We start from the raw sequence: 25,101 nt of genomic DNA on the forward strand, positions 1-25,101 counted from the left end.
TTTTAATTTCTGTTTCGTTTATTTTGAAGCCGGAATTAAAACATACTTTAAATTTATTCACAGATGAAAAGAATCATAGCCGCTTTAACGTTAGCCACACTTTTTGTATTTCCCACCTACGCTCAGACGGTCCTTAAAGAAGGAGAAATTATTTTCGGGGCAGAATGGCAACTCCCGCCCGGTGCTCCTGAAGGTTTAAATGAAAGCTTACCTAAAGAAATCAGCTCATTTTACAAAGGCACAAAGACATACTCCAAAATCGCGATTGAGGTCATGGGCCAGGAAACGGTTGTCAGGGTATTTATGGACAACGACCCTTTACAATCCACCCTGTTAATGGACATGATGGGACAAAAATTCGGAATACGCACCAGCACAGAAGACTTCAAAAAGATATATGATACTTTAAAGGTAGAGTTCGAATACCTGAAAGAGTACAAAGACATCATCGGTTACAAATCCCAGAAAGTGATGATGAACAACAAATCTACCAATGAACAGTCTGAAATGTGGGTTACAGAACAACTTTCATTGCCTGCCAACCAGTACACCATGTATTTTAAAGGGTTAAAAGGCGTACCGCTGGAATTCAACCAGACCCAAAACGGTATGAAAATAAAGCTGATAGCCAAGAAACTGATTGAAAAAACACTTCCTGACGACCTTTTTGCCGTCCCTGACGGTTACCAGGTTATTTCGCTGGAAGAAGCACTTAAAATGGGATTCCAAAATTAATACCATGAAGAAAGCAAACATTACGATAGAGTATTGCCCCAAATGTGGCTGGCTGCTCAGATCAGCCTGGATGGCCCAGGAACTACTGACCACCTTTGAACTGGAGATTGACTCGGTGAGTCTAAAGCCTTCAGAAACCGGGGGGCTGTTCCAGATTTCGGTAGACGGGGACGTCATCTATGACCGTAAAACCGCCGGAGGCTTTCCGCAACCCAAAGAACTGAAACAACTGATCAGGGATAAAATCGCTCCCGATAAATCACTGGGACATTCTGAAGCTAAATAAATATGGCGAAGAAATTTCAACCGGATATATGGGAAAAGAGGTTTTTACAATTCTGGAAACAGGTAAAAACCTCTTCTCTTTTCGCGTTTCTGGAAAAGAAATTTCACAAAAACCACCTTACAAAAATATCTCTCGACACGCTTCCCCTTCTCGTTGCCTCGGTATTGGTAGGCCTGATGGCGGTTGCCTATGAAAGGCTCTTTGAAATATTTGAATCTATCTCTCTGAAAATTGTTGATTTTTCACCCTATGCTCTTTTTATAGTCAGTCCTCTTTGTTTTCTGGGTTCATGGCTAATGGTCACCAGGCTCGCCCCCACCGCGGGAGGAAGCGGAATTCCGCAATTGATGGCTGCCGCTGAACTTGCAGAAACTCCCAAAAGTAAATGGGTAGACAAGCTGCTCAGCCTGAGGATAATCATTGTCAAAATACTAAGCAGTCTGCTTATGCTGACGGGCGGCGGGGCCATTGGCCGGGAAGGCCCTACCCTACAGATTTCAGGCTCTGTTTTTCAGCTGATCCACCGTTTTGCTTCAGGCATTTCTTTCAACAGGGTTTCACAAAGGGTCATGATCATTACCGGAGGGGCCTCGGGACTGGCCGCGGCTTTCAATACTCCGTTGGGAGGGATTGTTTATGTGGTAGAAGAGCTTACCAAAACGCATATCGGTAAATTCAGGACCGCCATTTTCACGGCTGTGATTATTGCGGGAATGACTGCCCAGCAGTTTCTGGGTTCCTATCTTTACCTGGGATTTCCGAAAATTGCCACCCTGCCCTTTAACCTGATTTTCTGGGCGATACTCATCCCCCTGTTTTCGGGCTTTCTCGGCAGCTGGTTTACGAGGCTTGTGCTTGCATTGGCGGAATTCAGAAAGCGTTTCAATTCTCCTGTCTCTAAAATCGTCTTTGTACTTAGTCTGGGCTTACTTTTTGCTTTCCTGGTCTATTTCACGGGGCATCAAAGCATGGGTACAGGCAAGCCCCTGATCAATAAAATACTTTTTACAAACCCGGAAACACTACCCTGGTTTACCTTCCCCGGAAGATTTTTAGGAAGCCTGATTTCATTCGGAGCAGGGGGTGCCGGGGGTATTTTTGCCACTTCTTTATCATCCGGGGCAGCCTTCGGAGCATTGGTAGCCAAAATTGCCGACATTCCGCATCAACATGAAAACTTACTGATTCTTCTTTCAATGATTGGTTTTCTGACCGGGGTTACCCGGTCTCCTTTCACTTCGGCCATCCTGGTTCTGGAAATGACAGACAGACACTCAGCCATCTTTTATTTTTTGATGGCCGGACTTCTTTCCAATCTTTCGGCAGGATTGGTGCTCAGAAAATCATTCTATGAAATACAGAAGCAAAAAATAATCCTCGGCTTCGAAACCGGGGATCATAAAAAAGTTAACACTAAGGAATAACTAGGTTTTAAGCTTTTTCTTCTTGGCAGCCGGAAAAAGTACATTGTTCAGAATCAACCTGTATCCGGCAGAATTAGGATGGAGATTCAGATCAGTAGGTTCTTCGTTGACCAGGTGCTGATAATCTTCCGGATCATGGCCCCCGTAAAACGTCCAGAAGCCCTTGCCCATTGTGCCGTGGATGTACCTGGCTTCATTTGATATCCTGCTTTCTGCCATGATGATCACATCCGGTTTAACGAATTTCTTTTTGAAGGCGGTGGTCTGTCCCAGGAATCCTTTGATCAGGTTCTGGTGATTCTGGGTCAGCATGCTTGGGATCGGGTCATATTTGGCCGAAAACTCAAACAGGTTAAAATAATCATTGGACTCTGACACCCCTCTCTCGCCCGGTACATTATCTATATTGGAAAACTCTACCTCATAAGGATCGTAGATCAGCGAAAAGTCTTTAAATGCAAACGTTTTGGAATAATTCAGTTTTGAATCGGCATCAGGATCAGCTCCGTCGCCGTCATAAGGACTTTCTACAATATCAAGTCCCTGGGCTGCCAGTGCAATGTCAAAAGTATCGGTGGCATTACACATCGCGAACATATAACCTCCACCCAGCACGAACTCGTTGATTTTCATGACCACGGCACTTTTCAGCTGTGGTATCTTCGTGAATCCGTATTTGCTGGCAATCATTTCCGCGTCACGTTTCTGTTCCTGGAACCACGATGAGCTCCTCATCCTGATGAACTTACCGAACTGCCCGGTAAAATCCTCATGGTGCAGGTGCAGCCAGTCGTATTCGGGCAGTTTGCCTTCCATGATTTCGCCATCATATATCTTATCATAAGGAATTTCTGCATAAGTAAGGGCCAGGGTAACCGCGTCGTCCCATGGCGAAGCACTTTTTGGGGTATAGACCGCAATTTTAGGAGCTTTCTGTAATTTTACGGCATCCATATTGGCATCGGGGTCTTTAACCTGTGCCAGGATAGCCCCGGCTTCAGCATCTGAGATCATCTCATAGCTGATGCCCCTGATCACACATTCATTGATAAAATTCTGTGAGGCCGGAAACATAAAACTGCCTCCGCGGTAGTTCAGCAGCCAGTCAATCTCAGTGTCGTATTTCTGCAATACCCAAAAAGCAAGACCATAGGATTTAAGGTGATTTTTCTGCCCGCCGTCCATTGGTATCAGCAACTGATTCCCAAATGAGTGGAGTGTGGTAACTAAAAAAATGATAAGCGGCAAAATCACTCGTTTCATAGGTTTGCTTGTTTTGATTGCAATATCGAAATTTGTATTTTAAACTCAACAGTGTGTTTTTTATTATTGAGTTATGACAATTTAACAAAAATAAGACAAAAACTATTCCAATCAGTTAGAAATATAGCAATACAATGAATATAAGAGAAAATGTTCTGGAAGGCCTGAGATCGATCAAAGGCAACATGTTGAGAACGGTGCTGACGGCCATGATCATTACTTTCGGTATTACGGCCCTGGTAGGTATCCTGACGACCATTGACGGTATGCAGGGTTCTGTCAACAAAAGCTTTGAAGGCCTGGGAGCCAACTCATTCGATATCAGGATAGAACAATCATTCGGACGCCGAAACGGGATGTCCCAGAAACGGGTAGAACCTATTACTTACCGTCAGGCACGCAAATACAACGAACTCTTTTCCGGCAAAACAAACGCAGTCGTAAGTACCTATACCAACGTGTCGGGAGCCGTGGTGATCAAGTATGAGTCTCTGAAAACCAACCCGAATGTACTGGTGATGGGTGTGGATGAAAACTACACCGCCATGAAAGGTTACAAAATACAAAGCGGCCGTTCTATCTCCACCACCGACGAAGAATATGCCAGCAGCGTGGTTATTCTTGGAAATGAGATTGCCCAGACCCTGTTTCCGAAACAAAGTCCGATCGGAAAATCCATTTCAGTGATGGGTGATAAATACCAGGTGATCGGTGTCCTTGAAAAGAAAGGAAGCATAACCGGCGGCGGTGATGACCGCGTAGCCCTGATTCCCCTGCATGCGTCAAGAAAATATGACACCAAAGGTACATTCTCTTATGAAATCACCACATCGGTTCCGAATGCCTCAGACATGGATTATATCATCGGGGAAGCCACGGCCGTGATGCGTCAGGTGAGAGGTGACAGAGCGGGAGTTGACGATACATTTAAAATAGAAAGATCTGATGCTCTTTTGAAAGATTTTGAAGAGGTAACAGGATATCTCAGGGTGGGCGGATTCGGCATTTCATTCATTACTTTATTAGGAGCTTCGATTGCCCTCATGAACATCATGATGGTGTCGGTAACCGAAAGAACCCGTGAAATAGGCATCAGGAAAGCTTTGGGGGCCTCCCCGAGTAAAATCCGTTTCCAGTTTCTGATAGAAGCCATCGTGATCTGTATCCTGGGCGGGCTGGCAGGTATCATTATCGGTATCAGTGTAGGAAATATGGTGGCTGTATTTATGAGTGATAACAGTTCGTTTATCGTTCCATGGGCCTGGATTACCCTCGGGCTGGTGGTTTGTGTTACTGTGGGCTTACTGTCAGGCTTTTACCCGGCGTATAAAGCTTCCAAGCTTGACCCTATCGAAGCATTGCGGTACGAATAAGCGATAAAGGCCTGAAAAAAACCGAATATTATTGAATAATTATTTGGAACAATACATTTCATCTTCTACTTTTGCACTCCCAACGAAGACGATATGCCCGGATGGCGGAATTGGTAGACGCGTTGGTCTCAAACACCAATGAGGTTATACTCGTGCCGGTTCGACTCCGGCTCCGGGTACGAAACGGAACTCCAGCAATGAAGTTCCGTTTTTTTATGCCCTGTTTTTTGTCAGACAGGATTTCAGGATGAGCAGGATGAGGGGTAACGGTGGATCAAAACCAAAACTTGTGTAGTGAGTTGTATTTTTTAAGTTTGCAAGAAAAACTACATTTGGAGAGTTTCTTACCCTTAGTGGCCTATCTGTTGCCAGACTACCTTTTATCATATTTTGAATTAAGCCCAGTCGGGTGTCATTCGGAAGTACTTCACCTTTATTTGCTGGAGAAGAATTATTCTCCAGAACAGATTTCAGAGAAAGGTCAATTGTCTAATGGTTTTCTTCCTGAGATTAGCATACAAGATTTCCCTATCCGTGAGCATCGTGTTTTTCTTCATGTCCGTCGCCGCGGTTGGCTGAATACACAGACAGACAAAGTAGAACTGCGAGATTGGAAAGAGATATCACAGGGTACGTGAATGACGACAGACTTCGCGGCTTTTTTAAAAGAAATTGAAGGATTTATACCCCCAAAGTACCAGTAGTTTGTTCAGGCTTTACAACGTTGATGGCCATCGGCTGCGACGTCAGTACCGTAATCATTTAAGCGATTTAAAAAGCTGGCCCTAGCGATCACATGTAAAGACTGGCTTTTATACCCTGAAAACTCAGGTACTCATTTATCTATTGACGAAACGAGTTTTTCTCATGGGGAGATTTATACAATTCTGACCGACAAGGCTGCAAGAAAGGTAGTATTGTGGCTATTACTGCAGGAACAAAAGCCGAAGCAGTTGTTCGAATTCTGAGGCAACTCCCTGAAAGAAAACGTGAAAAGGTGATGGAAGTTACCTTAGACATGGCAGGTAATACGGAACTGATTGTGAAGCGATGTTTGCCAATATCGTCAGGTTCACCGATTGGGCGTCCCCGAGCGGTTCCATGTCCAAACGCTGGGAAGCCGTTAAAAATCATTATAAGACCATTATCAATTATTTGATACAGATCTGCCAATGCTTCCGCGGAGTCTTTCAACCGTGCGACGGACCGGCCAAGGTAAAGGCGTTCAGGTTACAGTTCAGAGGCGTAAAAAATGTAGAACTCTTCCAATACAGACTAGCTCAATTATATGCATAATCTAAGTCGATCCCCAATTATGTGCTTGATCCATCTTCTATGATTATCACATCAATGACGGCATCGGCGTTTCTAAGTAATTGCCTGCCTTCCGCACACAGGTATTTCAGATGAGTCCTTTTTCCTATTTTTGTCATATCATTCTGTAATCCTGTTTAATACCAACAATTAATTTTTTCATTACAGTTTTTTTAACAGATAGCTCAGGTTGACAAAAATGTTGTTTTCATTTAATCTGTCAGTGGCTGTAGTGGGTAGTCTGGAAATGTACACGTATCCAAAGTCTGACTTGAGCCGGTCTGAAATCTGATACTCCAAACTCAGACCTACCCTGTTATGATCATAAAAATGAAGGAGAGATACTCCCGTCGCGTTCACCAGTATTTCATCATAGAGACTAAGTTTAAAACGCTCCTGAAACTCGAAACGAATACCGAGGCGGTTTCTAAACCTGGTAATATCAGCCTGGCTGTTGTTAAAAATACGATATTCCACGGCACTTCTCCCTGTTAAATAAAACTTTTCAAAAAACCGCTGCTGGATATCTGCAGCTGCCGAAAACCGGATCTCTGTTACAGGTCTTGCGGTTTCGTCTTCGGGCCTTTGAATGATCCTGTAATGGGAAAACAAGGCAAATGGTGAAACTGAAAACCTTATTTCCTTATTGTACTGGTAATGTGTCCAGTTTCTGAAGGTAAACATCAGGTTCTTATTAAGCATATCATTATTGCCAAAGCCGTTTTGCCGACGGTATTGCAACTCTGAATCGGTTTTTATTTTTTTATTTAAGGAAATACTTAATGTACCACGCAACCAGGCATTGTGATGTTGTGCCCTCAATGTCTGTGTAATAAAAAGCCACGCTGTCAGAATATACAGCGACTTTAAGTTTACTGTAAGTCCCATATTAATGAGGAAGCTTTTCTCTCAGAAATCCGTAAGTCCAGGTTCCGGCTATGGCACTCAGAAGCGTAACAATGGTGATGGTTGAACCTGTCCCGATTTGTGCAAACAGAGGGCCCGGGCATGCTCCTGTAAGGGCCCAGCCAAAACCGAATAACAAACCGCCATATATTTGTCCTTTGTTAAATTGCTTGGGGTGTAATTCTATTCTTTCACCGTAAATGGTTTTAATCTTGAATCGTTTAATCAGCCAGACTGAAATCATTCCGGTCAACACAGCACTTCCGATAATTCCGTACATATGAAAAGACTGCAAACGAAACATTTCCTGGATTCGAAACCAACTCACAATCTCCGCCTTTACGAATACGATGCCGAATAAAATTCCGACTGCCAGGTATTTTAAATTATGATGCCATTTGTGTTCCAAACGGCTTTCATTTACACACATGGCATCCAGCGACCTTACTTCAAAATCTGTTTTTGTACCTGTATATTGCTGCATTCGCTTAGAGAGAAAAAATAAAAGGTAAAATAAGGTTTGCCATGATAAAACCACCTGCCATAAAGCAGGCCGTCGCAACCAGGGAGGGCCATTGCAGGTTGGAGAGCCCCATGATGGCATGACCACTGGTACAGCCTCCTGCATAACGTGCTCCGAAACCCACTAAAAAACCTCCGGCTATGATCATTAAAAATCCTTTCATGGTCATTAAAGACTGCCAGTTGATGATATCGTCCGGGATCAGGTTGCTGTAATGGGTAATTCCATAACCGGCAAGTTCAGAAGCTAACACAGGATGGATTTCAACCGGATTTGGGTTGCCTAAAAGATTCGCAGCGATTGCTCCTCCCAGGAAAATGCCGGATACGAAGACCAGGTTCCAGACTTCTTTTTTCCAATCGTATTTAAAAAAAGGGATGTTGGCAGGTAGACAAGAAGCACAAATATGCCTCAGGGATGAACTGATACCAAATGACTTATTTCCTAAAATCAGTAGTGCCGGAACCGTCAGTCCGATCATTGGGCCCGCTATGTACCAGGGCCAGGATTGTCTTATCAACTCAATCATTTTTATTGTTTTCCGTGTTTTTTAACAGCGTTCGTGGTGGTATTAATATTCTGTAAAAGTTCAGTAACAGAAAGCCCCCGATTCTCACTGTTCGGTTTGTCCTCAGGCACAGCTACACATTTTGCAGCCATGCCTGAAATGAAGATTATTTTATATATTCATCAGGTCTTTGTCAGCCACTTTGGACAGGTGCTTCCTATCGGATTTCTTCATAGGTAGTATCTTCTGCTTTCTTATTGCTTTTTAAAACAGGTACTCCGCAGCCTGAAGCACCACAACAACCTATATTCAGGAGCGGCAATAAAGAAAATAACCCACCTGATGTCACAAAGAGCCATTCCCGGGAATGAATACCCTGAACCACAATGAAGATACCCATTGCTAAACGCAGAGCACGCACAAAAGTCCAGCTTCTGAGATAGTTCTTCATGGCTTCTTTTTTTTAAGGGTGCTGATGCCGAATGGCAAATACAAAGGGCAGAAACTCATAAACGAGGTAAAGATAAAGACCCCTGCTAAAATACCCAAAACGGTTGCCGTTGTGCCTGAAATGATGTTGGCATAATACAAAACGCCTATAACAACCGCCACTAATATGCGGATGGCCTTGTCTGTTGTTCCCATGTTCTTTTTCATACTTCCTGTTTTGTTAATAAGGTTATTAAATACTTCCTGAACGGTTTTCGCGGGCTTACAAAGTTTTGATTATTCTTCGTTTTGTTCCCCTGCTATCTGGCTGACATTGTGCCAGGTACCACCGTTGATTACATTTTGAAAACCGTTCTTCTCCAGAATGCTCCTGGCCTGGCTGCTCCGGCCGCCACTCATGCAAAAAACAACGATATTTTTCCTGTCCCTGAATCTGGACAGCTGGCTTTGAAGCTTATCCAGCGGAATGTTTACCGCTCCCTTTACACTCCCTGCCGAAAATTCCTGCGGGGTTCTGACATCCACCAAAAAAGCCCCGTTTCTGATGGCTTCAGACAATTGACTGTTGTCTGTTTTACCGAATAATGCTGAAAATATTCCCATAATAGTGTTTTGTTTATGCATTGATACAAGTAGCCTCCTTACAGGCAATAGTTTCTCCTTTCCCGGCCAGCCACTCTTTCATGCCCCCTGAAAAATTCTTAACATTCTTAAAACCGTTTTTTGCCAGAAGTGAGCAGGCAACTGCCGACCGGTCACCTGCCTGGCAATGGACGACGACCTGTTTATCTTTGCTGATTTTATCCAGGTTGTCGCCGAGGGTCCCCACAAAAAGGTTGATGGCTCCGTCTATGTGCCCTGCTTCGTATTCTGTGATCCCACGCACATCTACTACCTGGGCATCATCGTTATTTATATATGTTTTAAACTCTTCAAGCGAAATGACGTCTGCGGTCTGAAGCTCAATGCCTGATTCATAAACATCAGGGATATAGCCGTACATATTGTCAAGTCCGATACGCATCAGTTTGCGGGTCAGGTCTTCCATTTGGCTTCCGTCGGCTACAAGGATAAACTGCTCCTGGTAATTCAGCAACCAGCCGCACCAGGTAGCAAAAGAATTGTTGCCCTGGATGTTGAGACTTCCGGGAATAAACCCTTTGGCAAAATCTGTTTTTTTGCGGGTATCAATTACTTTAATGCCTTTTTCGTAAGCAGAAATAAACTGTTCTTTATTAAGCTCAGGATGCACAGGCACTTCTGTCAAAAGCGGACGATTCACCTTATTGAGGAGTTTCATCATGGCAAAGTACTTCGGCGGCTCGGGCTGATCTGCCAGCAAGTAATCGGTAAACGATTGTTCGTCTTCACCATAACGGAAAGCCCAGTTACGTATTTTTTCATAGCCTACTGTAGAACTGTGGACCGCTCCGAGGGCTTTCCCACAGGCAGAACCAGCTCCATGGGCTGACCATACCTGGACATATTCAGGTAATGCCGCAAATTTTTTCAAAGACCTGAACATTTGCCTGGCACCAATTTCTTTTGTTCCGATCAGTCCTGCAGCTTTTTCAAGCAAGTCAGGACGTCCAATGTCGCCGACAAATACAAAGTCGCCCGTGAAAACCATTACCGGTTTTTCTGTTGCCGGGTGATCTGTCAGCAGAAAACTGATGCTTTCCGGCGTATGTCCCGGAGTGTGCATTACTGCCAGGGACAGGTTGCCTACTTTGATAACATCCCCATCTTTCAGCCCGATGTGATCAAACTGGTACTGCCAGTCACTCCCCCCTTCGTCGGATAGATAAACTGATGCACCGGTTACCGCAGCCAGTTCTCTTGATCCGCAAAGAAAGTCTGCATGAATATGCGTTTCGGTAATATGCGTAATGAGAAGGTTGTTTTGCCTGGCTATATCAAGATACACATCAATATCCCTTTGGGCATCTATTACTATTGCCTCGCCCGTGGCCTGACAGCCCACTACATAACTGCCTTGTGCCAGACTTTTATCATAAACGTGTTGAAAAAACATAGGTATCTATTTTTAATCGTTAATACTCTTTTAATACTGCAAATCTCCTTTAAGATTTTTTCCTGTACAGCTACTTTAGTTACATTAGCTGATATCCGGGCTCAATAATATCTCAGTTTTCATAGAATTGGTCACCAGGCATCCGGCTTTTGCTTTTTCAACAATGCGTTGAGCTTTGTCGCTATCTTTTTCCGCGTTGATTAACTTTACAACAGGGAACATTTCCGCCTGGGTAAAAAGGTATTTCCCCTCCACCATCTCCAGTTTTGCAACGGTCCTGCAGCTCAGACTTTCTATTTCAACTTTAAAATTGTAAGCTATCGCCAGAAATGTGGCCATATAACAGCTGTTGATAGCAGCAACAAATAAATGTTCAGGCGACCAGATATTAGGAACTCCCTGAGGAAACTCGGGGGGCGTGGCACAGGTTATGGTCTTTTCCAAAACAGGAGATGATAATTCCCCGATCCTTCCTTCTTTCCACTGAATGTTAACTTCGTAAAAATGTGTCTGTGACATATCTGTTTTTATATTTATTGAATAAGCGTTTCCTTAACGATGATATATATACCCATTACGAGCACAAACCAGCCGAAGGCGGGCCGGAGCTTATCACCGTTTATTTTTCTGGAAAGTACGATACCCAGAAGAATGCCTGTAACAGCGAATCCGGATACTCTTGAGAGAAATAACCAGTCAATGGCGGTTTCGCCGTTTTCTCCAAAAAAGCCGATTAATGATTTGGCAGCAATGATGACCAGAGACGTTCCTACGGCTTCTTTCATCGGTAACTTGCTCAAGAGCACCAATGCCGGAATAATCAAAAAACCTCCTCCAGCCCCTACCAGGCCTGTCAGCACCCCTACAAAAGCCCCTTCCACAAGAATAAGCGGGTAGTTAAACCGCTGCTTCACAGGTTTTTCGTCAGTAGTGGCTTTGTCCTTCTTAATCATACTGTAAGAAGCAGTAATCATCAGTACCGCAAAAAGAAGCATCAGCAAATTACTTTTGGTAACGATAAACCCGCCGGTACGGAATATTTCGTTAGGTATGGCTGGAACGACATAGGCTCTCGTCAGAAAGACTGCCGCAATGGAGGGAATGCCGAAAACAATTGCGGTTCTGATATTGACCAGTCCTTTTCTGAAATAGGAGACAGAACCGAAAACACTTGTTATCCCGACAATAAAAAGAGAATATGCAGTGGCCAGCACGGCATCTATGCTGAATAAATAAACTAAAACGGGAACGGTCAGGATACTGCCCCCACCGCCGATCAGCCCTAAAGCGATTCCTATAAAAATTGAAGCCAGATAACCTGCAATGTCCATTTGTTTTCTGATGTTGATACTGCAAAAGTGCATCAACTCAAAAAACCGTACAGCTACTTTGGTTACACAAGGGTAATTTTATTCCTGCCGAGTAAAACAAGACCGCTTTCTTCCAGTTGTTTTAATAACCTCGATACAACTACCCGGGCAGTTCCCAATTCGTTAGCCAGCTGTTCATGGGTGACCTGAATGGTTTTGGATTGTATGAGTTCGGACTTCTTTTTCATTAAGTTTAATAACCTTTCATCCACCTTTTTAAAGGCAATGGCATTTACAATATCGAGCAGCTCTTCAAAACGCTTATGGTATAAACGGAAAATATAGTCCAGCCATTGAGGATATTCTTTAATGAAGAGTGAAACCTTGTCTACCGGCAAAAAGAGGATTTCAGCATCTTCTTCTATTTCAGCTTTGACCTTGCTGGTTTCATTGTGTAAACCTCCCAAAAAAGACATGATGCAACTTTCGCCTGCTTTAATGTAATAGAGCAGAATTTCTCTCCCGTCCTCTTCAGTACGGATTACTTTCATAACTCCTTTCGTTACAATAGGAATAGAGCGGATATAAGCATTCTCATTCAGAATAACACTTCCAGCCTCATACTTTTTCTGCACACTGTATTTGTACAGTTTCTCTACCAATTCAGGTGAGGACTTAAATTCTTCGATTTCATCAAGATTATCCATTTTGTAAAATTATGATATTGCATGATTACAAGCATTACTTTCTTAAATAAAGATTAAGTTTAAGTTTTCATCAATAAAAGAAAACCCTCACCAAATGATGAGGGCTTCTGACCATACAATTTTATAAGGAGTTTCTAGTCAATTTTCACGATCCTGAGGGTTTTATTTTCCTGAGATGTTCTTAAGTTAAGCAAATAGCTACAAAGAGTCCGCACATCGGGGTAGAAGTGTTTTCAGACGAAACATTTTTTCGAAATCAACTCTGATAAGGGTACGAAACGGAACTCCAGCAATGAAGTTCCGTTTTTTTAATGCCCTGTTTTTCTTTTGCAGGATTTCAGGATGAACAGGATAAAACCGCACTTCGTTACCGGTAAACATGCTGCTTTTACCTCGCGTGGATTAACAACAGATTATCATCCACGGCATCATTTAAGTGACGGTCTCCTCGCCTGCCGGCTGGCTTAGTCGCAGGCATAAGCCCACTCCCTTATTACGGGGTTAGCCTGGTAGCTGAGCTTCATTTCATCTCTTATCATATTACCGGAAGCGTCATAAGCGTAGGTATCGGAATATTGGAAAACATCCTTTCTGTAATAGGTTTTTTTCATAATCCGGCTATTCAGGACTTCGTACTCGGTTCGGTCTGCTAATTCGTTTCTATTATTAAAATTCGAAACGGAATAATTTTCACCATTGTATCCGGTAGTCCTTTTGCTGATCAGATCACCATTAATCGAAGTCGAAAACAGCCCGGTTTCCTGGCCTTTATCGTTATACTCGTAATTAACGTATCCTGTTATTACGTTATTAACCTTAAGAGTAATTTTTGCAGGCAGATTTTTTGAATTATACTCAACAATTTGTTCTGAGGTTGTATTATTGGGAGCGGGTAAATTCTCAATTGCTCTGGTGACTTTACCACTGGCATTGTACTCAAATTTAGCAACACGCCCATTGGGGCCCTCATCCTGAATTACAAGTCCTTGCTCATTATATTGGATTCTGGTATACAATCCTCCCGCTACATGTACATAATACTCCACCTTCTTCAACTTACCATTGTTATGATACTCATACAAACGGTAGTCTTCTGTGGAATTTCCTGTACGGGTATCCGGCCATCTTATTAACTGCTTTATCAACTGACCTTTATCATCGTAAGAGTACTCTTCTTCCAATTCTTTAACCATATCTAATAACCTGGTCGCAGTTTTCTTTGTCCGGAGCCCTTTCGTGTTGTATTCGTACTTCTCCAGTCTTTCCAGACTCTTGAATTCTATCAGTTTTTTGGCAGCATTGTAAGTATACACCTCATTGGCTGCAACAGTACCATTATAAAGAGTTTCTTTGAATGACAGTTGCCTGCATCCGTTTTCATCCACAGGAGCAACGTCTTCAGATTTTGATTGGCAGGCGAACACTAAGTTGAGTAGTAATAAGACACTTATGATTTTTTTCATCTATGAAGTACTGTTTATAGTCAGACAATGACTTGAATTTTGATGGCTTTGCTTTAATTTCAGGGGCAATAATACCAAAACTTTTCCAATCGGGAGTTACCCAAAATGAATAAAAAAAGCAGATCGCATCGTACTGATGTATCGAATGGAGATCATATGAAGGGCTTTTTTGATCATAAACTCCTGACGTTCTGGGTTTGAGAACCAACCTGAACAGCTATTTATACACGAAATACTATTCTCTGCAAAGGGTGCCGTTTTTTTATGCCCTGTTTTTCTTTTGACAGGATTTCAGGATGAACAGGATGGGCCTGAGATAGTCTCCAAACCCAATTTCGGGGAATCATACTCGCCAACACACAAATCATACTTGCCAACAGACGAATCATACTTGCCAACAGACGAATCATACTTGCCAACACGCAAATCATACTTGCCAACGCACAAATCATACTTGCCAACAGACAAATCGTACTTGCCAACAGGCAAATCATACTTGCCAACACACAAATCATACTTGCCAACAGACGAATCATACTTGCAACGACACGAATCATACTTGCCAACGGACAAATCATACTTGCCAACAAGCAAATCATACTTGCCAACACACAAATCATACTTGCAACGACACAAATCATACTTGCAGCCAGACAAATCATACTTGCAACGAGGCAAATCATACTTGCAACGAGGCAAATCATACTTGCAACGAGACAAATCATACTTGCAACGAGGCAAATCATAGTTGCAGCGACACAAATCATACTTGCAACCACACAAATCATACTTGCAACGAGGTAAATCATAGTTGCAGCGAGGCAAATCAGGAATGTTTCAGACAGGATTTCAGGATGAACAGGATAAGTTGATGGCGGTCGGGAGACCGCGTGACGCCTTCCGGTACGTCGGAGACGTTGGAAAGCTTTGCATTATTATACCTTTACCTACGTTTGTACGAGGCCGAGCTTTATTGCCTTACCGATAAGCGTGGCTGTGTTCTTCACCTCAAATTTTTCCAGCAGGCTTTTGCGGTGCGTGTTTACCGTGGGGATGCTGATAAAGAGTTTTTCCGATACTTCAGCATTGGTTAAGCCTTCGGCGATCAATTGCAGCACTTCTTTCTCTCTGCGGGTAATAAGTGGCTGCTGTTCCTGAGGTTCTTTTAATGACTGAGCAGCTTCTGCACTGAAGTAGGTCTTGCCTTTCTGTACCAGGGTTATAGCTTCCATTAATTCCTTTTTGGTGGCATTTTTCAACAGGTATCCGGAGGCCCCGTTGTTTACCATATTCTGGATAATGGCCTGCTGGTTAAATGTGCTGAGTCCCAATACCAAAACCTCCGGATACAACCGCTTTACTTCTTTGCACAACTCTGTGCCGCTTTTATCCGGCAGGTTAACGTCCATCAGTATGACATCCGGCTGCTGAAGTTTCAGAAAACCCAGGCAGGATGAGGCGTTGGTGGCATGACCAAGCCATTCGATATCTGTTTCATTTTGTAATAATGAACGGATACCTTCAATGATCATATAATGATCGTCCACTATGAAAATGCCTGTTTTCATTAAATATTCATTTCTATCATGACTGAAGAGCCCTTGCCTGGGCCGGATTGCAGATCCAGCTTACCTTTCAGAAACTCTACCCGGTTCCGGATGTTGTGCCAGCCCATACCGCCGGAGTTTTTTAACGTGTTTTCATCAAAACCTGTTCCATCGTCTTCCACTGTAACGGCCAGTATTGATTCAGACTGATGCAGTTGTACCAGTACATTTTTAGCCTGTGCATGTTTCACGGCATTATTTACCAGCTCCTGGACAATGCGATAAACAGTGACGCTGATGGTCTGGTCAACAGGCATGTCTTTCATGCCTACAGACTGATAGCTTGCATGTATGGCACCACTGCGATCAATTTCATGGCAAAATTCCTTCAAAGCAGTATCCAGTCCGTATTTCACCAACATTTCCGGCATCATGTTATGAGCCACACGACGCATTTCTCTGATGGAACTGTCCAGCATATCAATGCTGCGTTCAAAGGCCTGAGCGTTATCAGGCGTCATGATTAAGTTCTCTTTCATATTGTTCAGGGAAAATTTTATGCCGCTGAGCATACCACCGAGACCATCGTGGAGATCTTTGGCAAGCCTTGTACGTTCCTTTTCCTCACCTTTCAGAACGGCTTCGGTGGCGGTGAGTTTTTTTTCAGTTTCCAGTTCATCAATCTTGGCCTGCTGCAGCTTCTGGCGATGACGGTAGTTCCTGTAGGTAAGTAAAGAAATCACAACCAGAGAAAATACACCTGCCCCCAGGAAATAAATAAAGTTACTTTTCTGCTTCAATTCTGTCTGCTGCAGCTTTATCTGGCTTTCTTTTTTCTCGGTTTCATATTTGGCTTCTAAATCTTCTATATAAAAATTCAGCTCTTTTATATTGGCAACACTTTGCAGCGAGTCATATTTGTAGGCATAGTCCTCCGCTTGCTTTATCTTGTTTTGTATAAAATATAATTTTGAATACGTCTGGTACAGATTTCCCAATGCATCGGTATTTTCTACTTTTGCCAGGGCAATACCACCGTCTAATTCCGCTTTCGCGAGCGTATATTCGTTTCTCAGTATATAGCGTAATGCGTTTACATTCCGAATTTCGGCGAGGGTTGCTTTGTCAGGTAAATCCACCGCTGCTTTATTCAGCATCACTGCATATTTTTCAACGGCGGCCGGGTCATTGACAGAAAAATAATTCTGACAGAGGTTAATCAGTGCATAACAGGTGAGGACAAGGTCTTCTTCTTTTTGGGCAAGGGCCAGTTGTTGCAGATATATGCTAATGGCCGTATCCGTTTTGTGCTGATCTGAATAGGAAGCGGCCATATTATTGAGCCCCATCATGACAGCAAATGAATTGTCGAACTGCTTCCCGAATTCAATGGCTCTTTTGGAGTAATATATGGCTTTATCGTACTGTTTCAGGTTGTAGTAAGTGTTAGACGCCGTAAGATTGCGGACAGGAAAACTCGTACTGTCTTTTGTTTTTTCCGACAGTGCCAGGCATTTTAAAGAATAGTCTATCGCGGATTTATTGTTTCCGAAATGATTGTAAACAGCTGCCAGATTGTTATAGGTTTTGGCGAGTAACTTCTCATCACCGGATTTTTCGGCAATAGCCAGGTTCTTTAATGCATAGTCTATCGAACTTTTGTAATCGTTGTTATAATAATAGTATTGCATAAAGGCTGTATTGATATACTGATCACAACCGGTTATGCCTTTTTCTTCCGCCAGTTTTTTAGCCTTATTCATGTAGAGAAAAGAGCTGTCGAAGTTTCCCGTAGAATAAATGCCACTCACTTTCAATAATAGTGCAATGCGGGTGGAATCATCCTTCGCCCCTGCTGCCAGGGTCAAAAGGCTGTCCCTTTTCTTTTCTACCTGTGCCTGGCAAAAGAAGGAAGTAAAGACTGAAAATAAAATCAATATCACTTTTCGCATACTGTAAATTATTTCTTTTCTGTTATCGCAAATTACGGCTGCCGGAAGGATATTTCCTATCGTCTTTTTTAATGATTTCTTGCCCGGTTTTTCAAAAATCATCTTTTTACATGATTGACTTGCATAGGTCCCCCCTGCTACATTTACAACATAGAATGAAATAGCGTTAGCCATTCGCTTTCAGTAATTAGCAGTTAGCTATCAACTATTGCCGTTGGAAGCGGCCGCCCGGCGAAACGTCGCCCGGCGAAGCGTCGCCCGGCATTTTTTAACAATTAAAATTTTATTCACATGAAAAAAGTAGTATCGCTGGTCTTATTCTTCTCTCTGACAGTTGCCGTGCATGCTCAAAGACCTTCCAAAGAACAAATGGAAGCGGATAAAAAGAAGTACGCCGAAGCCATGAAAGGGCTGAACGAACGGCTATCTAAAATGAGCCCGGAAGCCAGAAGACAATATGACAGTCTGATGAACAGTATGGGGGCAAATCAAAAAATAAACAATGCCAACAGCCAGCTCAACAGCAACGGTGCTACTGCAAAACCCGGGCTTGTATCCAACGGAATTGTCCCGGCCAAAAATACCAAAGCCATTTCCGCTATTGCATCCACACCTTCCACAGCTAACATGGGTACATTTATCGGCACAACCAGCAGCAGCACTTTCTCGGCCGTGTTACCCGCGGCAAAAAACAAAGCCAATGAAATCTACAAAGCTTTAAAACAGAAAGGAAATGATGCAGATGAAATGGGTAAGGCGGCTACCGTGCTATGGATGCAGGGACGTGTACAAATTGCCCTGGGTCTGATGGCACAGGTGTGTAAAGATGACGTCAATAATACCGATAACCTGAACAACTATGCAGCGATGCTCACCATGATGGGTGCTCCGGAGCTGGCCATTCCAATTTTAAAGAACCTGAGCACCCGGTTTAAAAAGAACAGTACCATCCTCAACAACCTCGGGCAGGCATGGTTTGCACTGGGAGATATGGATAAATCAAAAAAATATCTGGACAGTACTTTGATGGTAGCTGCCGGTCATGCACAAGCCAACGAAACCCTGTGCCTCATTGAAGAAAATAAAGGAAATAAAGCTGCTGCAACAAGCCATGCCAAAACGGCATTCAAACAAGGTGCAACGGCTGCAAGAAGAGATAAACTGGGACAATTGGGCTATAAAATCGGTTCCGGCGACTACAACGATTTCCCTCCGGCCAATAAAAGCGATGATCTGCTTAATCTCGGTAATTTTTCGCCGATGGAATTCCCAAAATCGTATGCCGCCATGAAAGTTTATGAAGAGCAGCGAAAACAATTCTTAGCTGAAGTAAACCAGGCCATGAAACCATTGCAAAAACTAACGGAGGAATCGAATAAGGAAATGATGAAGCGGCTGGAAGATCAGCAAAAACAGTTTATGAGTGCCAGGGACAAAGCATTGGCCAACCCCGGCTCTGTGAGTCCGGGCAGTGCTTTGCAAATAACAGGTGCACCCATGTTTTCGGAGAAAATGAATGCCAGGGAAAATATGATAATGCAAAACCTCCAACGGAAAAAAAATGAGGTACTGCAAAAAATGACTGCTTTTATGAAAGGTGATGGTGCTGCCTACAGAAAAGAATATGACGCTGCCATGAAGAAGATCAACGAACGATGGAAAAATGTGGGGCAGGGCGGAACAGAAAACAACGATGTGCTTTGCAGTGAGTCGGTAAAGGCGGTAGATACCTACCTGGCTGCCTATAACGCAAAATACGAGGATTTATATCACGAATATTTAACGGCACAAAAGCAGTATCTGAATGAAATGGCGTATTCCTCGCTTTACACCACCTATCCTGAATTGCTCCCGGGGATCGTAGCCGGTTTGAAAAAACAATGGCTGAGCGACCTGTCTTTTAAAGCCGAAGTACTGGGAGTAAATTATGGGTGCACGGGCAACGGAAAAATAAAAACAGGGAGACTGACGGCATTTAAAGACCCTAACTGTAACATCAACAGTGATTTCGGTGCACAATTGGGCATTGTAAATGCAGGCTTCAATATACATTTAGATTGCAGCGGATTGAAAACAACTGTCAACGCCGCGGCGTTGAGCTTAACCTTAAACCAGGACCTGGATCATGCAGGCTTTGGCGATTCATTCAGAAATTGTACGGTGAGCATCGGCCCGAAAGCAAGCGTCGGCGGTAAAGTCGGCCCGTTGGAAGCCAATGTGAGTGCCGGCGTGGGAGCAGATATTGAAATAGACAGGAACGGGATATCCGATGTCGTGATAAAAGGTGGTGTGGAAGCCGGTGCAGGTATAGGCCCGGCCAGCGGAAGTGCCGGCGTGGAAGGAAGCATCAGCCTTAACAGCGGTGCAGGTTCGGTACAGGGCACCGGTATATTTAGAAAATAAAATCATCATCCATTTTTTGAAGTAACCATTAATAAAATGAAGACATGTATTGCAGGTTTAGCTATGCTGTTGTGCTTTCAAAACTTAACGGCACAAACCAAAGGAAAAATAACGGCACCACAGGTGCCCTGTAACGGAACGGCTGACGCAGTGGACGGAATTTATACCGACCATACCAATCCGAAATACGGAGTAAACAATTTAAAAGGTACTGCCGAAGAACAAGGTGCCATGATGAAAAGGCTCATTGCCATTGAAAAACTGGAGGAAGCAAGCCGTAAAGATTTTAAACTCACCGGGTGTGCTGCCAGGGTAAGTTTTTCAAGACGAGGAAATAGTAACTATGGTAAATATGTTTACGCCAATTACGATTACCAACTGGGGGTGTACGCTTACGTCTGCCATGTGACCGAGCATGTGCCTAAAATCGTGGATGAATACAGAACGGTGGTTCGGGTAGATGTCAACCCCTACATTTTCAGGGGAACAAAAGCGGGCGGCACAGGCGAATTCAGCATTAACGGACAGATCCGTTATGAAATACCGTTAGAAGCCAAAGAAGGGCCCGGTTTTGAAAATGACAGGAAAAACAGTCCCAGTAAAGTATCGCAATACATCTCAGAATCGGATATGCTCGCCAACCGTTCCAATGACTATAAAAACAAACATGCAGATTTCTTAAAGATCATCAATGGGGACGGCTATGTGGAAAACTGGATGAACGGAAGTAAATATGACAAGCGTGGCCCCGGTTCCTATACATGGGTTGACAGGCGTTACCTCATCACCAAACCGGGTGTGCCATTATTGGTTCCCGTCAGCAGGAAACAATACCTGGAAGACATGCTGGAATATCTTGAAATAGAAAAAGCCAATTTCCTGTATAGCCATGCCAAAATGGTGAAGGACTATGCGAACGGGACTACTGACTCTGCTAAAAAGAAAATGGCTTTGCTGGAGCAGGATAAGGATGCTTATCCAAAAATCTATGAAGCCAAAAAAGCAAAACTGAAAGATATACTGGCTACCCAAAAGCCGGAATGGCTGCAGAAGCCGGCAGTGGTGGATAATAATAACCGGACCTACGATGCCAATAAACGACTGGAAAGCCTGGGGAAATTTTATGAGGCTGAAGACGAATACCTGTCTGCCTTGTATGTTCTAAACCCTGCTTATTTTACTGCACCAACCGGCCAGACCACCAAACCCGTCTTTATGGAGATACAATTCCGCTATGAAACAGGTAAGGACAATGGGTTTTCTGAAAGGCTCTTCAACAATTTCCTGAAAAATTTTGACATGGATGGGCTGAAGAAAATGATCCAGTAATTTTTTGAAACAAATAACTGATGGTTTATGAAATATATCTTATCAATCGTTTTTATCAGTTTGCAGATCCATAACAGTGTATCCGCACAAACAGGTAATCCAAAAACAAAAGCAGAAGTAGAAGCAAGACAAAAACAATTGCAGCAGGAGTTAGATAAACTGACCCCTGAACAAAAAAAGATGATGGAGCAAATGGGCATGACGCCTAAAGTTCCGTCAATGTCAGCAGGAACAACAGATGCAGATGTGAAATCGGCTGTGAGCGGTGGCCTGGGTGTCCCCTCAAAAAATGCAGGCTTGATTGCGGCTATTCCAAAAATAACCATTACCGATGCCAATCTTGCCGCTTACTTAACGGACGTAAACAAATACATTGCAGGGCACTTAAGTAATGAAGGAAAAACCGCCGGTGAGTATCTTTATAAAGGATTAAAATCTGCAGGCTTTGATCATCTTTCTATAGCCAACAATGCTACCGGGCTTTGGATAAACGGCGAACCGGAACCTGCTGTCTACATATCAGGCAGGGCCGCAGCCGACGATGCAAAGAATACAGATAACCTCAGCAACCTTGCGGCCATGCTGAGCATGGCCGGTGCACCCCATATGGCCATTCCCCTGCTTGACTTCCTCAGTAAAAAATTTCCGGGCAACACCACCATTCTCAACAATCTTGGCCAGGCGTGGTTTTACCTGGGAGAAACCGGCAAAGCCGATACCTACCTCCAGCAAACCATCAAAGCATTTGCCTGGCACCCGCAGGCCAACCAAACCCAATGCCTGATACAGCAAAGCAAGGGCAATACGCCCAAAGCAATAGAACACATGAAAAATTCACTGGCGTATAGTTTTTCCTTAAACAAAATAAATACGCTGCGAAAGCTGGGGTATTCAGTTACCGGAAAAGATATGAGAAAACCTTTTCATCCCGACCCCAATCCATTGGGTCTGCGTGAATTTATTCGCCCTGATTATCCGAAAAATTATGAAGAAGAGGTTCAGCTGAAATACGTCTGGGATAATTTTCAGAAAGAGATTTTGACCAAAACGGAGCAATTAAACCGGCAACTGCAGCCTCTCATGAATGGTAAAATGCAACAGGCACAGCAAACCTATAATACCATTTCAAAAAACGGGGTGGCAGGGCTCTCCGCAAATAATGCTGCTCAGGGAAAGTTGTATGAGAAAACAGCCCAACGCTACCTTGACGATATGAAAAAGGACGGAGGCCAGGCTTACCTGCTGAAAATTGCAAAGAAAAAAACAGATGACCTGATTAAAAAGTACCAGGCAGAAAAAGAAAATGCACGTAAGAACATTGAAAAACAATTAAGCATCAGAGCTGGTGAAGAATCTGAATTAGGAAAAAAAGGAGAAGACCTGGGAGCGGACATTTGCAACGTGAACAGGGCCTATGCCTTGTGGTTGTATAAAAATTATAACGAAGCTCTGCAGCAGGCCTATACAGATTATCTGCATCTGTTACGTTTGAAATTAGAAGAAGAGTTGTACTGGAAACAACTGAGTCAGGATGACAATGAATTTGCAGCAACACAGATCAACGCAAAAAAAGAATGGCTGGCGGCATTGAGCAACAGCAGGTTTCTTGAAAGTGCCTATATTACCCCCAACAATATTTGCAGGGCACCGGCTCCGGATAAAGGAAAGAAAACAAAGCTCGCCGATTTTGAAGACATGAATTGCAAATACCATACTTCTTTAAATTTTGGTGGCGGCAACAGCATTGAAACACATTGCAGTAAAATGACCGTGAAATTTAACGGGGGACCGTTGAGCGGAAACCTTAATTATAGATCTGATAACTCAGGCAGAGACCGGTTGGTAAACGGAAACCTGGAAGCAGTGATGGAAAGAAGCGTGGGTGCGGGGCCCGTGCAGGCAGGTGCCAAAGCCGGCATGGGCGTGGAGTTTACCAGCAGCGGTATTGAAGATGTTTATGTTAATGCCGAAGCATCTGCCATGAATGTAGCTGCTTCAGGGAAGATGAGCCTCATCAGCGGCAGCATGAGCGGCGGTATCAGCGGATTTGGAAAATAAAACAATATAGCCATGAAAAACACCCCTATTAAAAAGCACACCATTCATAGCCTTGCCATCCTGTTTTTGTTTTGCGTGATGACAGTCTGTGCACAGGTGCCCGACGATTCACCGCAGGCGAGGGAAGCGGCGATGACAAGGTTGAAAAAAGTTACGATCTATGCACCATGTAATGATGCATCCGTCATGACGAGGCCATTTGGTACTACCTGTAACAGCCGTGAATTTGCAGCACCGCCTGTTTTATCCGCACCAAAAATTCAATGGGAAATTAATCCCGGCTGGTGGAGTGTCTGGACGCCTTTCGTGACAGAAAAATATGTACTTACCGGAAGTTGCAATAATGACACGAATGCAGGACTCTCCATCATCGATAAAAAAACAGGCAAAATCGTCTGGAATATCAGCAACATCTGCCAGACAGGAAACAGGCGTGGTTCTATGGGAACCATACAGTTTTTTGAATTGCCTGCTGAAGAGGTTCTCATGGTTTATCCGCGGGAAGATGGCGGGCCAATTGATTATTACGTCATCAGTTTGAAAACGGGCAGAATAACCAGGTCATTAAAAATGATAAAGCCTCTTGCACCCATCAGAAGCTATGGCAATGTTTTTACTGCAGTTACACAGTCAGCTAAAAACGGTTACAGTGTTTTAAGTGGTTTAAACAGCGATCTTAATCAAGTGCTCTGGGAAAATACGGCTTTCAGACTGGCTATGCCGGACAAGTTAGATCCTCATTACAAGCCAACTTTCAGTGCGGGGGCCAGCGAAGACGGAATTTTGTTTTTATCTGCCAGAAGTAAAGAACAAACCGACCCTCCTACCCGGCACCTGCATGCCATTGATTTAGCAAGCGGTAAAACACTCTGGCGGCATACTGATCAGCCGGCAACAGAAAGGAGCGGAACAAAAGAGTACAAATCGGATGACGGTATTCCTATGATCACAGACCACAAAGTGATCATCAAAGTGCAGGGGCTCGATGGCCCCACAGGCCCGGGCAGTCGTCCTTACGGAGAAGGTTTAAGGGCATTCGATAAAAATACAGGCAAAATATTGTGGACTGCAAAGCTGCCATCAAAACAATATTTTATCAACAGGGCAGGTGCCGGAACCGTTGTCGTAGCTGAGGTCCAGGCCGGAAAAGAAAAAGAAATCCACGGGTATAGTACAAAAGACGGGAAGCTTGTATGGAGAAGAAAAATTCCGGTCAATGCAGGTTTATTATGTTCCTCAGGGGGTGCGTTTTATGTTGGCGAAAGGATTGTGGATGAAAACAACCAATGGAAAGACACAAAGTTACAAGGCTTTGACGGCGAAACAGGAACGCTGTTGTGGACAACGGGTCTTCCGGAAAGACTTTTTCAATATGCTGCCAATACGCCCTGGAACATTGAATCTCCGGCCGGAGGCCTGCCTGTATGGACCATTGACCGTGATGGTTCCATTTATGGGGTCACTTTAAAAGGTGCCTACAAATTGAAATAAGTCATTTAGCCGCAACCTGAAAAT

The 25,101-nt window shown here is 43.6% G+C and carries 24 protein-coding genes and 1 tRNA gene; 10 read left to right on the forward strand and 15 right to left on the reverse strand.

The genetic code is table 11. The annotated features are described in order from the left end of the window. Positions 1–63 precede the first annotated feature (63 nt). From GVN16_RS01320 to GVN16_RS01330, 3 genes are read left to right on the forward strand one after another with little or no spacing between them, the layout of a single operon-like run. Positions 64–735, forward strand: a complete 672-nt coding sequence (locus tag GVN16_RS01320; protein ID WP_166562028.1) for a hypothetical protein — start codon at positions 64–66, stop codon at positions 733–735. 4 nt (positions 736–739) lie between these two features. Further along, positions 740–1,021, forward strand: coding sequence for a SelT/SelW/SelH family protein (locus tag GVN16_RS01325; protein WP_166562029.1), 282 nt, complete (start codon positions 740–742; stop codon positions 1,019–1,021). 2 nt (positions 1,022–1,023) lie between these two features. Continuing rightward, positions 1,024–2,445 carry a chloride channel protein gene (locus GVN16_RS01330; protein ID WP_166562030.1) on the forward strand — a complete coding sequence of 474 codons (1,422 nt, stop codon included), beginning with the start codon at positions 1,024–1,026 and terminating at the stop codon, positions 2,443–2,445. On the opposite strand, the gene GVN16_RS01335 is transcribed toward GVN16_RS01330, so the two are convergent. Next, positions 2,446–3,708: an asparagine synthetase B gene (locus GVN16_RS01335; RefSeq protein ID WP_166562031.1), complete on the reverse strand. Its 1,263-nt coding sequence runs from the start codon at positions 3,706–3,708 to the stop codon at positions 2,446–2,448. It lies immediately after the preceding gene. Positions 3,709–3,842: 134 nt separating this feature from the next. Here GVN16_RS01335 and GVN16_RS01340 point away from each other — a divergent pair, with 134 nt between their 5' ends. The 3 genes from GVN16_RS01340 (at position 3,843) to GVN16_RS26055 (ending at position 6,240) form a co-directional block, all read left to right on the forward strand. Beyond that, on the forward strand, positions 3,843–5,081 hold the full coding sequence (locus tag GVN16_RS01340) for an ABC transporter permease (protein ID WP_166562032.1): 1,239 nt from the start codon (positions 3,843–3,845) through the stop codon (positions 5,079–5,081). A 95-nt stretch (positions 5,082–5,176) separates the two neighbouring features. After that, a tRNA-Leu gene (locus tag GVN16_RS01345) sits at positions 5,177–5,260 on the forward strand. A gap of 740 nt (positions 5,261–6,000) precedes the next feature. Further along, a complete protein-coding gene (locus GVN16_RS26055; RefSeq protein WP_310587402.1) occupies positions 6,001–6,240 on the forward strand; it encodes a hypothetical protein in 240 nt (79 codons plus the stop codon). Positions 6,241–6,557: 317 nt separating this feature from the next. Here the strand turns inward: GVN16_RS26055 and GVN16_RS01355 are convergent, their stop codons facing one another. The 14 genes from GVN16_RS01355 to GVN16_RS01420 form a co-directional block, all read right to left on the reverse strand. Further along, positions 6,558–7,283, reverse strand: a complete 726-nt coding sequence (locus GVN16_RS01355) for a DUF2490 domain-containing protein (RefSeq protein WP_166562033.1) — start codon at positions 7,281–7,283, stop codon at positions 6,558–6,560. Between the two features lies 1 nt (position 7,284). Then, a complete protein-coding gene (locus tag GVN16_RS01360) occupies positions 7,285–7,731 on the reverse strand; it encodes a DUF6691 family protein (RefSeq protein ID WP_229244028.1) in 447 nt (148 codons plus the stop codon). 58 nt (positions 7,732–7,789) lie between these two features. After that, positions 7,790–8,353: a YeeE/YedE family protein gene (locus tag GVN16_RS01365; RefSeq protein WP_166562035.1), complete on the reverse strand. Its 564-nt coding sequence runs from the start codon at positions 8,351–8,353 to the stop codon at positions 7,790–7,792. A 196-nt stretch (positions 8,354–8,549) separates the two neighbouring features. Further along, entirely contained in the window at positions 8,550–8,783 is a 234-nt protein-coding gene (locus GVN16_RS01370; protein WP_166562036.1) for a hypothetical protein, read from the reverse strand. Further along, positions 8,780–8,989: a DUF2892 domain-containing protein gene (locus tag GVN16_RS01375; protein WP_166562037.1), complete on the reverse strand. Its 210-nt coding sequence runs from the start codon at positions 8,987–8,989 to the stop codon at positions 8,780–8,782. The genes GVN16_RS01370 and GVN16_RS01375 overlap by 4 nt, the downstream gene beginning before the upstream one ends. A 69-nt stretch (positions 8,990–9,058) precedes the next feature. Further along, positions 9,059–9,385, reverse strand: a complete 327-nt coding sequence (locus GVN16_RS01380; protein ID WP_166562038.1) for a rhodanese-like domain-containing protein — start codon at positions 9,383–9,385, stop codon at positions 9,059–9,061. 13 nt (positions 9,386–9,398) lie between these two features. Continuing rightward, positions 9,399–10,817: a rhodanese-like domain-containing protein gene (locus GVN16_RS01385; protein ID WP_166562039.1), complete on the reverse strand. Its 1,419-nt coding sequence runs from the start codon at positions 10,815–10,817 to the stop codon at positions 9,399–9,401. An 84-nt stretch (positions 10,818–10,901) separates the two neighbouring features. Further along, positions 10,902–11,336 carry an OsmC family protein gene (locus GVN16_RS01390; RefSeq protein WP_166562040.1) on the reverse strand — a complete coding sequence of 145 codons (435 nt, stop codon included), beginning with the start codon at positions 11,334–11,336 and terminating at the stop codon, positions 10,902–10,904. 14 nt (positions 11,337–11,350) lie between these two features. Then, entirely contained in the window at positions 11,351–12,148 is a 798-nt protein-coding gene (locus tag GVN16_RS01395; protein WP_166562041.1) for a sulfite exporter TauE/SafE family protein, read from the reverse strand. A 62-nt stretch (positions 12,149–12,210) separates the two neighbouring features. Continuing rightward, a complete protein-coding gene (locus GVN16_RS01400) occupies positions 12,211–12,834 on the reverse strand; it encodes a Crp/Fnr family transcriptional regulator (RefSeq protein ID WP_166562042.1) in 624 nt (207 codons plus the stop codon). A gap of 464 nt (positions 12,835–13,298) precedes the next feature. Then, positions 13,299–14,297 (reverse strand): hypothetical protein, encoded by a 999-nt coding sequence (locus GVN16_RS01405; protein WP_166562043.1) that lies wholly within the window; start codon positions 14,295–14,297, stop codon positions 13,299–13,301. A 221-nt stretch (positions 14,298–14,518) separates the two neighbouring features. Next, positions 14,519–15,106 carry a hypothetical protein gene (locus GVN16_RS01410; protein ID WP_166562044.1) on the reverse strand — a complete coding sequence of 196 codons (588 nt, stop codon included), beginning with the start codon at positions 15,104–15,106 and terminating at the stop codon, positions 14,519–14,521. A gap of 138 nt (positions 15,107–15,244) precedes the next feature. After that, positions 15,245–15,865 carry a response regulator transcription factor gene (locus GVN16_RS01415; protein WP_166562045.1) on the reverse strand — a complete coding sequence of 207 codons (621 nt, stop codon included), beginning with the start codon at positions 15,863–15,865 and terminating at the stop codon, positions 15,245–15,247. Continuing rightward, positions 15,865–17,898, reverse strand: coding sequence for a sensor histidine kinase (locus tag GVN16_RS01420; RefSeq protein ID WP_166562046.1), 2,034 nt, complete (start codon positions 17,896–17,898; stop codon positions 15,865–15,867). Before GVN16_RS01420 ends, GVN16_RS01415 begins: the two co-directional genes overlap by 1 nt. Positions 17,899–18,087: 189 nt before the next feature. Between GVN16_RS01420 and GVN16_RS01425 the strand changes: the two genes are divergently transcribed. The 4 genes from GVN16_RS01425 to GVN16_RS01440 are packed head-to-tail and all read left to right on the forward strand — an operon-like array spanning position 18,088 to position 25,077. Beyond that, on the forward strand, positions 18,088–20,199 hold the full coding sequence (locus GVN16_RS01425; protein ID WP_166562047.1) for a hypothetical protein: 2,112 nt from the start codon (positions 18,088–18,090) through the stop codon (positions 20,197–20,199). Between the two features lie 36 nt (positions 20,200–20,235). Beyond that, positions 20,236–21,528 (forward strand): hypothetical protein, encoded by a 1,293-nt coding sequence (locus tag GVN16_RS01430; protein WP_166562048.1) that lies wholly within the window; start codon positions 20,236–20,238, stop codon positions 21,526–21,528. Between the two features lie 27 nt (positions 21,529–21,555). Continuing rightward, on the forward strand, positions 21,556–23,586 hold the full coding sequence (locus tag GVN16_RS01435; RefSeq protein WP_166562049.1) for a hypothetical protein: 2,031 nt from the start codon (positions 21,556–21,558) through the stop codon (positions 23,584–23,586). A 12-nt stretch (positions 23,587–23,598) separates the two neighbouring features. Beyond that, a complete protein-coding gene (locus GVN16_RS01440) occupies positions 23,599–25,077 on the forward strand; it encodes a PQQ-binding-like beta-propeller repeat protein (RefSeq protein WP_166562050.1) in 1,479 nt (492 codons plus the stop codon). The last annotated feature ends 24 nt before the right edge of the window (positions 25,078–25,101 follow it).

Origin of the sequence: Emticicia sp. CRIBPO (genome assembly GCF_009905725.1) — a bacterium.
Classification (GTDB): Bacteria; Bacteroidota; Bacteroidia; order Cytophagales; family Spirosomataceae; genus Leadbetterella.